The following is a 12,388-nucleotide window of genomic DNA, read 5'->3' as shown; positions in this document are numbered from 1 at the left end:
CCCCGAGGGCTCGGTGGGCCAGTACAACTCGGCCTTCGCACTGGTCAAGCAGATGGCACTGGCGCTGGGACCGCTCGGGGTACCGCTGGGTGCGGGCGTTCCGATGCTCTACATCGGGACCTTCGTGCTCGTCTCGCTCGGGATCGCGGCTCTGGCGCTGCGGCTCGGCAGGCGGCTGAGCCCGGCGCAGGACAACCCGTGGATGGCGAGCAGGGTCGTGGCGCAGGGTGGTCCGGTCGCGGTGGCCGAGAACGCCGTCGCGCAGGACGTCGCACGGGCCGTCGTCGTGGAGCGCGTGCACGCGTAGGAACGTATGACCGTACGTATATATGTGCGAGAAGCAGCAAGGCCCCGGTCCGGGTGGATCGGGGCCTTCCTGCTTCTCGGCCTGTTCGGTCTGTTCGGTCTGTTCGGCCTCTTCGGACTGGTCGGTTACTTGTCCGGCAGGGCGAACTCGCACCAGACGGCCTTGCCGCCGCCCGGCGTGCGGCGGGAGCCCCAGGAGGAGGCGATGGTGGCGATGATCGAGATGCCGCGGCCGGTCTCGTCGGCCGGTTCGGCGCGGCGCCGGCGCGGGAGGTGGTCGTCCCCGTCGGTGACCTCGATGATCAGCCGGCGGTCGGTGCGGCGCAGCCGCAGGCGCATGGGCGGGGTGCCGTGCTGGAGGGAGTTCGCGACGAGCTCGCTCGCCGCCAGGACGCCGAGGTCGCAGAGCTCGACGGGGAACCGCCAGGAGGCGAGGACCCCTTGGGCGAAGGCGCGGGCGCGCGGGGCCGCTTCGATACCGCCGAGGAGTTCCAGGGCGGCGTTGTGGAAGAGCTCGGCGTCCGATCCGGTGCGGGCGGGCTGCTGGAGGACCATCACGGCGACGTCGTCGTCGTGGTCGGCGTCCACGCCGAGCGCGCGCATCAGGCGGTCGCAGATGACGGCCGGGGTGCCCTGGGCGCCGGAGAGGGCGCGTTCCAGGGCGGCGACGCCTTCGTCGATGTCCTCGCCGCGGCGTTCGACCAGGCCGTCGGTGTAGAGGACGGCGGTGGAGCCGGGGCCGAGCGCGATGGTGCCCGAGGTGTGCAGCCAGCCGCCGGTGCCGAGCGGTGGGCCGGTGGGGTCGGCGGCTCTGCGTACGGTGCCGTCCTCGTCGCGGACCAGGATCGGGAGGTGGCCGGCGGAGGCGTACGCGAGCAGGCCTTCGTTGGGGTCGTGGACGGCGTACACGCACGTGGCGATCTGGCTGGCGTCGATCTCGGCGGCGAGGCCGTCGAGGAGCTGGAGCACCTCGTGCGGCGGCAGGTCGAGGCGGGCGTAGGCGCGGACGGCGGTGCGCAGCTGGCCCATGACGGCGGCGGCTCGCACGCCCCGGCCCATGACGTCGCCGATGACGAGGGCGGTGCGGCCGGCGCCGAGGGTGATGACGTCGTACCAGTCGCCGCCGACGGCCGCCTCGGTCCCGCCGGGCTGGTAGGTGGCGGCGACGCGCAGGTCGTCGGGCTGTTCCAGTTCCTGGGGGAGCAGGGAGCGCTGGAGGGTGACGGCTGCCTCGCGCTGGCGGCGCTCGCTGGCGCGGAGCCGCTCGACGGCTTCGGCGTGGTCGGTGACGTCGGCGAGGTGGATCAGGACGCCGGTGTGGTGCGGGTCGGGCTCGCCGTCGGTGTCGGACTCGGGGAACTCGACGGGGGTGCAGGTGACGGTGTACGAGCTGTTGCCGCCCGGTGCGGTGCGGTTCTTGGCGGTACGGGACTTGCCGCTGCGCTGGACCTGGTCGAGCAGCGGGAGGAGGCCGAGCTCGCCGAGTTCGGGGAGGGCCTCGTGGGCGGGGGCGCCGGGGGTGCGGGCCCCGAAGCCGGCGGTGTAGGCGTCGTTGACATAGGCGACGCGGTGCTCGGGGCCGTGGACGAGGGCGACCAGGGCCGGGAGCCGGCCGAGGACCTCGCGTACGGAGAGCTCGTCGAGGGAGGGCACGGCCGTAAGGACGCCCGTCGTGCGGGACGGGGCCGCGGCGGTGCCGGTACCGGTGGCGCTGCCGGCGCCGCTTCCTGTCCCGCAGACCGTGGGATCGGCGGGGTGGCCGTCGGCGGGCGCGGCTCGCTCGGATCCGGAGTCGGCGCGGCCGCCGCGGGCTGCCGGGACGGCGCCTTCACCCCGCTTGGCCTGGGCTGCGGCGTGTTCGGACCGGGCGGCGGCGCGGCGCTGCGTTCCGGGAAACCGGGCGCTCCAGCGCGTGAAGTTCACTGCGTTCAAGCCTCGTGGTGTCGCGAGTGGTCGCTGTGTCGCTCGTGGGCGGTCACTGACTGGACGATGTCACTCTGTGCAGGGGTGAGCCCACCTATGGTCACACGTCCAGTGTGGCCGACCGCACTGACAACGTCAGCCCTGGCCGTTCTGCGGGGGGTTGGGGGCGGGGGGCGGGGGAGGTGGCTTGGGGCCGCCGCCTGCGGCCAGTTCGAATTCTGCCCTGGGGTGTTCGAGGGAACCCAGGGAGACGATCTCACGCTTGAAGAGGCCTGAGAGGGTCCATTCGGCAAGGACGCGCATTTTGCGGTTGAAGCTGGGGACGCGGCTGAGGTGGTAGGCCCGGTGCATGAACCAGGCCGGGTAGGCCTTGAGCTTGCGGCCGTAGATGTGGGCGACGCCGCGGTGCAGGCCGAGGGAGGCGACCGAGCCCGCGTACTTGTGGGCGTACTCGGTCAGCACCTCGCCGCGCAGGGCGGCGAGGAGGTTGTCGGCGAGGACCTTGGCCTGGCGGACGGCGTGCTGGGCGTTGGGGGCGCATTCGCTGCCCTTCTCGGCCGCCGTGATGTCGGGGACGGAGGCGGCGTCCCCCGCGGCCCAGGCGTGCTCGACGCCTTCGACGGTGAGGAAGGCGGTGCAGGCCAGGCGGCCGCGTTCGGTCTTGGGGAGGTCGGAGGCGGCCAGGATGGGGTGCGGTTTGACGCCGGCGGTCCACACGACGGTGCGGGTGGGGAAGCGGGAGCCGTCGCTGAGGACGGCGACGCGGTTCTCGCAGGATTCGAGCCGGGTCTCCAGGCGGACGTCGATGTTGCGGCGGCGCAGCTCGCGGACCGTGTAGACGCCCATGTCGGGGCCCACCTCGGGGAGGATCCGGTTGCTGGCTTCGACGAGGACCCACTTCATGTCCTCGGGCTTGATGTTGTGGTAGTACCGCGCCGCGTAGCGGGCCATGTCCTCGAGCTCGCCGAGGGCTTCGACGCCCGCGAAGCCACCGCCGACGAAGACGAAGGTGAGGGCGGCGTCGCGGAGGGCGGGATCGCGGGTGGAGGAGGCGATGTCCATCTGTTCGATGACGTGGTTGCGCAGGCCGATGGCCTCCTCGACCGTCTTGAACCCGATGCCGTAGTCGGCGAGTCCCGGGACGGGGAGGGTGCGGGAGATGGAGCCCGGGGCGAGGACGAGTTCGTCGTACTCCATCTCGATGGGGCCGGCGCCCTCGTCGGGGGTGGCGAGGGTACTGACGGTCACCGTCCGTTTGGCGTGGTCGATGCGCTGGGCCTCGCCGATGACGATGCGGCACTTGCCGAGGACGCGGCGCAGCGGCACCACGACGTGGCGGGGGGAGATCGCGCCCGCGGCCGCTTCGGGGAGGAAGGGCTGGTACGTCATGTAGGGCTCGGCGCTGACCACCGTGACCTCGGCTTCGCCGGGTCTCAGCTTTCGCTGGAGGCGGAGAGCCGTATACATGCCGACGTAGCCGCCGCCGACGATCAGGATGCGCGTACGGGGCGGGGTACCGGGGGCCGTGCCCCGGGAGTTAGCAGCCTTCACCATCCCATGACGCAACGTGGCCGGGAGTTTGTCCACAGGCCCGACAAATTGTGTGACCGGAGGTGGCCCTGGGGCGGGGTGGAAGAGGACCTCGGATCATGGAGGAAGTCTGCAGGTCAGACTGTACGGAACGGGAGATTCCGGAGGCTTGGAGCGGAAAAGTGGGGGTGAATGCTCCGATCGGGCGGTGCTCCGTCCGGGGCTGCCTCTTCTGAATTGACTCTGGCTCAACTATGTTCGTATCTCGTCGAGGAGTAGGACCGGGCCCGAGACCGTGGCCCCCTCGGCGTGAAGGCGGGGAGTGTCTCCGGGGGGAGACAAATGATTACCGGGGGATACATATGAACATTTCCGATTTCCATGGTTCTGCGACCACGCTCTCGGTCGAGAGCACGGGGCGCGGCATCGCGGGCAGCACCACGCACGGCGTAGGGCGGTCCACACCGCTGCGCGTCGACGCCCAGCGCAATCTGGAGCACGTCCTGCGGGCGGCCCGCGAGGTCTTCGGCGAGCTGGGCTACGGGGCTCCGATGGAGGACGTGGCACGCCGCGCCCGCGTCGGTGTCGGCACCGTGTACCGGCGCTTCCCGAGCAAGGACGTCCTGGTGCGGCGGATAGCCGAGGAGGAGACCACCCGGCTGACCGAGCAGGCCAAGGCCGCACTGGGCCAGGAGGAGGAGCCGTGGCAGGCGCTGTCGCGCTTCCTGCGCACCTCCGTGGCCTCGGGCGCCGGACGGCTGCTGCCGCCGCAGGTGCTGCGGGTCGGCTCGGCCGTCGAGGACGAGGCCGAGGAGGCGGAGGCCGCGCGCGTTCCGCACCAGCGGCAGGCCGTGGTGGGCGGTGGCGCTCTCGACCTGCGGGTCGGCGGCACGCGCTCCGCGATGGAGGACGAGCCTTCCGACGACGCGGGCGCGGGTGCGCTGCTGGAGGTCGTGGGCCGGCTGGTGCACCGGGCGCGGGAGGCCGGTGAGCTGCGTGCCGACGTCACGGTGGCCGATGTGCTGCTGGTGATAGCGACGGCGGCGCCCGCGCTGCCCGATCCGGCACAGCAGGCGGCGGCTTCGACCCGGCTGCTCGACATCCTGCTCGAAGGCCTGCGGTCCCGGACCGCGTGACCTCGGCGGACCGGTGAGGGCCCGGTAGGGCGATTCGCCGGAATGTGCCCGGATGAGTGGATGGGGCGCCGAGGGGTTCGGCGCCCGTCCCCCGTGTGACACGCTTGACCGGTGGACCGGTTGAGTGTGTCGTGCGGGAGTCTCCGCGATGAGCGTTGACGGTCGGGAAGAGCCACTCGGTGGCGGCGGCAGCGACGTCGAGGCGGGCAGCCTGCCCGCCCGGCAGGTACCGGCGCAGCGCGGCCCGGGCGGGCGGCACGCACGCTTCTCCGGCTCTTCCGGACCCGGGGGCGGCGGGAACGAGCTGCCGCCGTCCGACGGGGACTTGATCGCCCGGATGCGGGGCGGTGACGACGGTGCGTACGAGGAGCTGTTCCGTCGTCATGCCGATTCCGTGCGCCGGTACGCGCGGACCTGCTGCCGGGACGGGCACACCGCCGACGACCTGACCGCCGAGGTGTTCGCGCGGACCCTGCAGGCGGTACGCGGCGGGGCCGGGCCGGACCAGTCGGTGCGGGCCTACCTGCTGACCACCGTGCGCAGGGTGGCCGCCGCCTGGGCGAAGACCGCCAAGCGGGAGCATCTCGTCGAGGACTTCGCCGTCTTCGCCGAGCGGGCCTCCATGGGTGCGGACAGCGGGGCGGGGCTGTCCGGGCTGTCCGGGCTGTCCGGGGACGACACGCTCGAACTGGGCGCGGACGTGCGGGCGATGCACGAAGCCGAGCAGACGCTGGCCATGCAGGCCTTCCGCAGCCTGCCCGAGCGGTGGCAGGCCGTGCTGTGGCACACCACCGTCGAGGAGGCCTCGCCCAGTGCGATCGCGCCGCTGTTCGGGCTGAGTGCCAATGCGACCGCTGTGCTGGCCAGTCGGGCCCGGGAGGGTCTCAAGCAGGCGTATCTGCAGGCCCATGTGAGTTCGGCGCTGAGTGAGGGCGGCGACTGCGCGCGGTACGCGGACCGGCTGGGCGCCTACGCGCGCGGCGGGCTGCGGATGCGGGCGGAGCGGGGGCTGCGCAAGCACCTTGAGGAGTGCGTGAAGTGCCGGCTGGCCGCCGGGGAGCTCAAGGATGTCAACGCGGGCATTCCGGCGCTGCTTCCGGTCGCGGTCATCGGGTGGTTCGCCGCCGGGTACGCGGGCAAGGCCGCCGGGGTGCTGGCCGGTGGGGCCGTTGCCGCGGGCGGGGCCGGGGCCGCGGCGGCTGCCGCGGGCGGGTCGACCGCGGGCGCCGGAACAGCCGCGACGGCCGGGACGGCTGGTGGTGCCGCCGGTGGGGGTGCCGCCGGAGCGGGCGGCGGGGGCGGGGGTGCGGTGGCCGCCGAGGGGCTCGGGCTGCCGGCCAAGGCCGCCATCGCCGCCGGGATCGCGGTGGCCGCGGCCGCCGGGGTGGTGTTCGCGCTGACCGGCGAGGATGCCGAGCCCCAGGCCCGGGCGAAGCCCGCGCCCACGGTCGCGGCGCCCGCCGTGCCGCAGGCACCCGCCTCACCGTCGGCCGAGCCGGAGGTGCCCGCGCCGGAGGTGCCGGCCCCGCGGGGCTCCGTAGCGCCAAGGCCGAGTCCGACGCCCTCGGCTCCGGTCTCCGCCGCTCCCGCGCCCGCTCCGTCGCCCTCCCCCAGCCGGGAGAAGGCCTCTCCCACGCCGTCTCCGGACCGGCCCTCGCCGAAGCCGACGCCACCATCGCCGTCGCCGACCCCGAAGCCGCCGCAGGGCTTCCCGCTGGCCGCTCTCGCGCACTCGGCGTACGGGGATCACAGCGGCCCGGAGCTGCAGACCTGGCGCAGCAGCTGGGTGTGGCAGCGCCGGGGGCTGGAGGTGGGCGGCCGGCGGTTCGCGCACGGCATCACCGTGAGCTCGCACTCCTCGGTGGAGATCGCCCTCAACCGGCAGTGCACGAGCTTCTCGGCGCAGGCCGGGGTGGACGGCCTGTCGCTGTTCACCGACGGCGCGGTGCGGTTCTCCGTATACGCCGACGGGCAGCGGATGTGGCAGTCCGGCGCGCTCGGCCACGAGGACCCGCCGGCGGCCGTGCAGGTCTCCCTCGACGGGCGCAGGACGCTGCGGCTGGTGGTCGAGAGGGCCGGGCCGGGCAGTCTGCCGACGCTGGCGAGCTGGGCCGGCGCCGTGATCAGCTGCCGCTGAACTCCGCGGTCAGCATCGCGGCCAGCGCCGCCGGGGTGAGCGCGGCGCCGGCCGCCTCCTCCCGGCGGTGACGATCGGCGCCGAGCAGGGCGCGGGTCCGCTCCGGCAGGCCGTCCACCGCATCGCGCTCCGGAGCCGAGCGCGGATGGCCGGCACGCCAGGCGGTGGCCGCCGCGAGGGACCGTACGGCCTCGGCCGGCCGGTCCGCGTCGGCCAGCAGCATGGCTGCCGCCTCGGCCATGCCGGCCAGGATGCGCTCGGCGCAGCGGGCGGCGACGGCGGCGGCGAGCGCGGGCCCGATCCTGGCCAGGCCGGCCGCCGGACCCTGTTCGCGGCCGGTGAGGACGGCGTCGACGGTGTCCAGCCCGGCGGTGAGCTGCGCGGGCACGGTGATCCGTTCGGCATCGGCGCGGGCCCTGTCGCACTCCCTGCGGGCGCCGGCGGCGTCACCGCGCTGGAGGGCGACCAGTGCGGAGAGGAGTCCGGCGAAGGTGGCGACGTCGTACACCCCGCCGAAGCGGTCGGACTCCCGGGCGGCCTCCGCCAGGAGCTGCTCGGCGTCGTCGAGGTCCCCCGCGCAGTAGGCGGTCTCGGCGATCCGGGCGATGGCGAAGGGCGCCTCCACGCTGGCCCCGACCTCGCGGGCGAGGCGCAGGCACTCCTCGTACTCGACGCGGGCTTCGGCGTACCGGCCGCGCGAGAGGGCGACCTCCCCGGCGGCGCTCGCCACCTGGGCACGGGTCCAGCGGTCGCCTACGCGGCGGGCGATCTCGTGCAGTTCGGCGAGGTCGGCATCGACGGCGGCCAGGCCGCCGGTGACGTCGATGGCGACGTGGGCTCGGAGCATGAGGACAATGCCGAGTTCCCATTCACCGGCGTGGACACGGCAGTTGGCGACGGACCGGTCGAGGTCGGCATGGAACTCGAGGGCGGTTCCGGTGAGGAAGGACGTCGCGGGCCAGAGCATCCCCGGGAAGCGGGTGGTCTCGGGGGAGCCGTGGCGGAAGGTCTCCTTGAGGTGGGCGGCGAGGTCCCGGTACTCGGGGGTGCGGAACCTGTCGGCGGAGTTGCTCTCCGCGAGCAGGAACATGTCGAGGACCTGCAGGCGCATGTAACGCCAGTAGGCAGGGGTGCCCTCGGAGGGGATGCCGGGGGTGAGGGCGAGGATCCGGGTGGTCCACTCGGCGCCCTCGGCGCGGTAGTTGCGCAGCCACCAGAACCAGCCCAGGGCGAAGACGAGGCGCTGGGCGGCCTCGGGGTCGGCGTCCTCGACGGCGCTGGTGTGGAGGGCGGCGCGGAGGTTGTCGAGTTCGGTCTCGACGCGCCGGATCCAGGGGAGCTGGGCGGCGGAGCGGATCAGGGGTTCGGCTTCCTCGGCGAAGGCGAGGTAGTGGGCGGCGTGGCGGCGGGCGGTGTCCCGGGCGTCGTCCGGGTGGAGGGCGGCGCGCTCGGCGGCGTACTCGTGGATGGTTTCGAGCATGCGGTAGCGCATGCCGTGGTCCTCGTCGGGCTCGGCCAGGACGAGGGACTTGTCGACGAGGGAGCCGAGGATGTCGGCGGCGTCGTACGGGGCCGGGTCGCGGGGGTCGGCGCAGACGGCCTCGGCTGCGGCCAGGTCGCAGCCGCCGGCGAAGACGGACAGCCGGCGCAGGACCGTCCGTTCGGGCTCGTCGAGCAGGTCCCAGGACCAGTCGACGACGGCGCGCAGGGTCTGCTGGCGCGGCAGGACCGTACGGCTGCCACTGGTCAGCAGCCGGAACCGGTCGTCCAGGCGGTCCGCGATCTGCCGCGGGGTGAGCAGCCTCAGCCGGGCCGCGGCCAGCTCGATCGCGAGCGGCAGCCCGTCGAGACGGGCGCAGATCTCGACGACGGCGGCCGGGTCCTCGCCGTCGGGGCTGTAGCCGGGGCGGACGGCCGCGCCGCGGTCGGCGAAGAGCCGGTGGGCCGGGGCGGGCGGCAGGGGCTCGACGGGGCGGACCGTCTCGCCGGGGACGCCGAGGGGTTCGCGGCTGGTGGCCAGGATCCGTACGCCGGGGCAGTGCGTGAGGAGCCGCTCGGCGAGTTCCGCGGCGGCTCCGATGACGTGCTCGCAGTTGTCGAGTACGAGGAGCAGGCGGCGGTGGGCGCAGTGTTCGACGAGGCGGGAGGTGGGGTCGGTGGCGGCCGGGGCCGGGGTCTCGCGGGCCACGAGGGAGCTCTCGCGCAGGCCGAGGGCGCTGAGGACGGCGCCGGGCACGGCGGCGGGGTGGTCCAGGCGGGCGAGTTCGACGATCCAGCCGGCTTCGGGGTGGGCTGCGGCGGCGTGCTCGGCGAGGCGGGTCTTTCCCGAACCGCCGGGGCCGGTGAGGGTGATGAGGCGCAGCCGGGACAGGTCGGCGTGGAGGGCGGCGAGTTCGGGCTCACGGCCGACGAAGGAGGTCAGGCGGGGGCGGAGGTTGCCGCGGGGCGCCTCGGGCCGGGACTGCGGCGGCTGGTCCGGCTGCGGCTGGTCCGGCTGAGGCTGCGGCGTGCCCGGCTGCGACGGCGGCTGCGACGTCCCCGGCTGCGGCTGCGGAGCCTGCGGCCGGAGGAGTTCCGCGTGGAGGGCGGCGAGTTCGGGGCCGGGATCGGTGCCGAGGCCGTCGGCGAGGGCGCGCCGCGTGGCCTCGTACGCGGCGAGGGCATCCGCCGGGCGCCCGGCGGCGCGCAGGGCCCGGAGCTGCTGCGCGCGCAGTGTTTCGTCGTACGGAGACTCCTGGACCAGGATCTCGATCTCCGGCAGGAGTGCCGCCGGGGCGGTGGCGCCGCTGCGCAGGTCCGCCTCGATGCGCTGGCGGACGGCGCCGGAGCGGCGGGCCTCGGCGACGGCCGCATGGGCGGCGCGGGCGGGCTCGGGCAGGTCGGCCAGGGCGCGGCCGCGCCAGAGCGCGAGTGCGGTGCGCAGGGTGCGGGCGGCGGCCTCGGGGTCGGTGGCCAGTTCCTGGCCGCCCTGAACCGCCAGCCGGTCGAACCGGTGCAGGTCGATGTCCTCGCGGGAGGCGGCCAGGAGGTAGCCGCCGGTGGGGGCGGAGTGGACGGTGCCGCGGCCGCCGAGGGCGCGCCGGAGCCGGGCCACGAGGGCCTGGAGGGCGGCGGGGGCGTCCTGCGGCGGGTCGTCGCCCCAGACGTCGTCGACGAGTTCGGCGACGGAGGCGGGCCGGCCGGCCCGGAAGGCGAGGGCGGCGAGGAGCGCGCGCAGCCGAGCGCCGCCGACGGGAAGGGGGGCGCCGGTCTCGTCGCGCGCCTCGGTGACGCCCAGGATGAGATACCGCACCGGGCAATTCTGCCTGGCCCGTTCGGGTGGCGGGGCCGGGACCGGGGTTGGGGTCGGGGTCGGGGTCGGGGTCGGGGTGGGGGTGGGGGTGGGGTGGGCCTCAGGTGATCGAGGTGTCCCCGTGGGTCTCCAGGAGGGTGCGCAGGGCCTGGGCGACGGTGGCGCAGGTGGCGGGGTCGAGCGGGGCGAGCATCTCCGCGTAACGGCGCAGGTGCTCGGTGATCATCGACTCGGTGAGCTCGATGCTCCGTTCGGTCAGCCGGATGCGGACCGTGCGGCGGTCCTGGCCGTCCCGCACCCGCTCGACCAGGCCCTTGGCCTCCATGCGGTCGATGCGGTTGGTGATCGCGCCGGAGGTCACCATGGCGGCCGGGATGAGGGCACCGGCGGTGAGCGCGTACGGGGGGCCGGAGCGGCAGAGGGTGAAGAGGATGTCGAGCTCGCCCACCTCCAGGTCGTGCTCGGCCGCGAAGGCCTTCTGGTGCTTGTCGATGATGCGGTTCATCCGCTGGATGCGGGCCATCACCTCCACGGGCCACAGGCCGGCCGCCAGGTCGGGGCGCTCCGCCGTCCACTGGCCGACGATCGCGTCCACTGCGTCGCTCATGACGTGTTCCTCCATCGCTCGCGTCCCTCGCACCACCCAGAGGATATCTCAACGTTAAGACACTTGACGTTGAGAGGACCGGGTGTTTTTATCTCAACGTTGAGATTGTGAGCATTGAGATGGATCGGAGTGGGCGCCACCCATGACCACCACCGCCGCAGGTCAGGCCAGCGCCGAGGCCACAACTGCCGCCACCCAAGCCACCACCCCTGCCACCGACCGGGCCGCCGCCGAGGCCCCGGCCGCGGCCCGTACCCGGGTCGGGCCCGCCCCCGGCCCCGTCCCCGTCCTCTGGCTCGCCCTGCTGGCCACCCCCATGGCCGCCGGGGCCAACGCCCCCGTCCTGATCCTTCCGGACATGGCACGCTCCCTCGGGGTGAGCGCCTCCACCGCCGGCTGGCTCGTCGCCGCCTACGCCTGGGCCATGGCCGTCGCCACCCCCCTGCTGGCCGGGCTGCTGCGCCGCCGGGGCCTGCGGACGGCGCTCCGATCGGCAGGCACCCTCCTGCTCGTCGGCACCCTCCTCGTCGCCGCCTCCCCCTGGCTGCCGCTCACCCTCGCCGGGCGGGCCACCCAGGCCGCCGGCGGCGCCGGTCTGGCGGCGGTCGCGATGAGCCTGGCCGGCTCGGCCCGCCGGATGGGCGTGATCAGCGCGGGCTTCGGCATCCTCGGCGCCTGCGGCCCGCTGCTCGGCGCACAGCTCTCGCAGGCCGTCTCGTGGCGGCTCTCGCTCTCCGTCTCCGTGATCGCGATCCTGGCGGTGCCCGCGGTGAGCCGGTACGCGACGGCCCCGCCGGCCACCCCGCAGGGCCGGTTCGACGCCCGCGGCGCGGCCCTGCTGGCGGCGCTCGCCACCGGCCTGGTCCTGCTGCCCCACGCTCCGGCCGTCGCCCTCGGCGTAGCGGTGCTCGCCGCCACGCTGCTCACGCTCCACGTACGGCGGCGCCCCGACGGGTTCGTCCCGGCCGCGCTGATCCGCAAGCCGCTCTTCCTCGGCTCCGCACTCCTCGCGCTCGCGCTCTCGGGCTCGTACTTCACCCTGCTGTTCTCCGTACCCCGGCTGCTCGCCGACCGGGCGGGCTGGGACGCGGCCACCGCGGGCACCGGTCAGCTGGTGGCCCTGCTCACCGGGTCCGCGCTGTCCTGGCTGCTCGCCGCGGCCTCGGCGCGCATGAGCCGGGCGGCCGTCCGCTCGGTGCTGGTCGGGATCGGCGCGCTGGCCGCCGCGACCGCGGTGTTCGCGAGCTCGGGCCCACTGCTGCTGGCCGCCACCCTGGGCGGCGTGTTCGCGGCGACCGGGTCCAACGCCGTGCTGTCGATGCACGCCGCGTCGAGCGCCCCCGATCCGCAGCGCCCCACGGCCATCGGCCTCTTCGCCCTCTGCTACCAGCTGGGCGGGGCCTTCGGCCCGGCGCTCGCGACCACCCTGGTGCTCGCCGCCTGAACCGGCACCGCCG

8 protein-coding genes (1 of these 8 running past the window's edge) are annotated in these 12,388 nt (G+C 74.5%); 4 read left to right on the top strand and 4 right to left on the bottom strand.

Annotated features, from left to right (window positions below; translation table 11 throughout):
- Window positions 1-307 carry the 3' portion of an MFS transporter gene (locus OG373_RS21410; protein ID WP_405439719.1) on the top strand. Its footprint begins 1,016 nt before the window's first position, so 307 of the gene's 1,323 nt are visible here — the last part of the coding sequence; the start codon falls outside the window, past its left edge; the stop codon is at window positions 305-307.
- 125 nt (window positions 308-432) lie between these two features.
- Here the strand turns inward: OG373_RS21410 and OG373_RS21405 are convergent, their stop codons facing one another.
- Together OG373_RS21405 and OG373_RS21400 are read right to left on the bottom strand one after the other, a co-directional pair.
- Window positions 433-2,229, bottom strand: a complete 1,797-nt coding sequence (locus tag OG373_RS21405; RefSeq protein WP_405444142.1) for a SpoIIE family protein phosphatase — start codon at window positions 2,227-2,229, stop codon at window positions 433-435.
- A gap of 135 nt (window positions 2,230-2,364) precedes the next feature.
- Window positions 2,365-3,783, bottom strand: coding sequence for an NAD(P)/FAD-dependent oxidoreductase (locus OG373_RS21400; protein WP_397736140.1), 1,419 nt, complete (start codon window positions 3,781-3,783; stop codon window positions 2,365-2,367).
- A gap of 338 nt (window positions 3,784-4,121) precedes the next feature.
- On the opposite strand from OG373_RS21400, the gene OG373_RS21395 reads away from it, so the two are divergent.
- Window positions 4,122-4,895, top strand: coding sequence for a TetR/AcrR family transcriptional regulator (locus tag OG373_RS21395; RefSeq protein ID WP_397736142.1), 774 nt, complete (start codon window positions 4,122-4,124; stop codon window positions 4,893-4,895).
- 148 nt (window positions 4,896-5,043) lie between these two features.
- Window positions 5,044-7,032: a sigma-70 family RNA polymerase sigma factor gene (locus OG373_RS21390; RefSeq protein ID WP_405439717.1), complete on the top strand. Its 1,989-nt coding sequence runs from the start codon at window positions 5,044-5,046 to the stop codon at window positions 7,030-7,032.
- Here OG373_RS21390 and OG373_RS21385 read toward each other — a convergent pair.
- Window positions 7,019-10,324, bottom strand: coding sequence for an ATP-binding protein (locus OG373_RS21385; RefSeq protein WP_405439715.1), 3,306 nt, complete (start codon window positions 10,322-10,324; stop codon window positions 7,019-7,021). The genes OG373_RS21390 and OG373_RS21385 overlap by 14 nt on opposite strands.
- A 100-nt stretch (window positions 10,325-10,424) precedes the next feature.
- Window positions 10,425-10,931 (bottom strand): MarR family winged helix-turn-helix transcriptional regulator, encoded by a 507-nt coding sequence (locus OG373_RS21380; RefSeq protein WP_405439713.1) that lies wholly within the window; start codon window positions 10,929-10,931, stop codon window positions 10,425-10,427.
- Window positions 10,932-11,073: 142 nt separating this feature from the next.
- Between OG373_RS21380 and OG373_RS21375 the strand changes: the two genes are divergently transcribed.
- Window positions 11,074-12,375, top strand: coding sequence for an MFS transporter (locus tag OG373_RS21375; RefSeq protein ID WP_405439711.1), 1,302 nt, complete (start codon window positions 11,074-11,076; stop codon window positions 12,373-12,375).
- Window positions 12,376-12,388: the final 13 nt, after the last annotated feature.

This window comes from Streptomyces avidinii (assembly GCF_045161815.1).
Taxonomy (GTDB): Bacteria; Actinomycetota; Actinomycetes; order Streptomycetales; family Streptomycetaceae; genus Streptomyces; species Streptomyces avidinii.
The sequence above is the reverse complement of the archived record's forward strand: the minus strand, read 5'-3'. Positions and strand labels throughout refer to the sequence as shown.

What these genes read in the sequence shown, in the direction of transcription:
- OG373_RS21400 (WP_397736140.1), bottom strand. Translation starts at nt 3,783, where the DNA reads ATGGTGAAGGCTGCTAACTCCCGGGGCACGGCCCCCGGTACCCCGCCC.
- OG373_RS21395 (WP_397736142.1), top strand. Translation starts at nt 4,122, where the DNA reads ATGAACATTTCCGATTTCCATGGTTCTGCGACCACGCTCTCGGTCGAG.
- OG373_RS21390 (WP_405439717.1), top strand. Translation starts at nt 5,044, where the DNA reads ATGAGCGTTGACGGTCGGGAAGAGCCACTCGGTGGCGGCGGCAGCGAC.
- OG373_RS21380 (WP_405439713.1), bottom strand. Translation starts at nt 10,931, where the DNA reads ATGAGCGACGCAGTGGACGCGATCGTCGGCCAGTGGACGGCGGAGCGC.
- OG373_RS21375 (WP_405439711.1), top strand. Translation starts at nt 11,074, where the DNA reads ATGACCACCACCGCCGCAGGTCAGGCCAGCGCCGAGGCCACAACTGCC.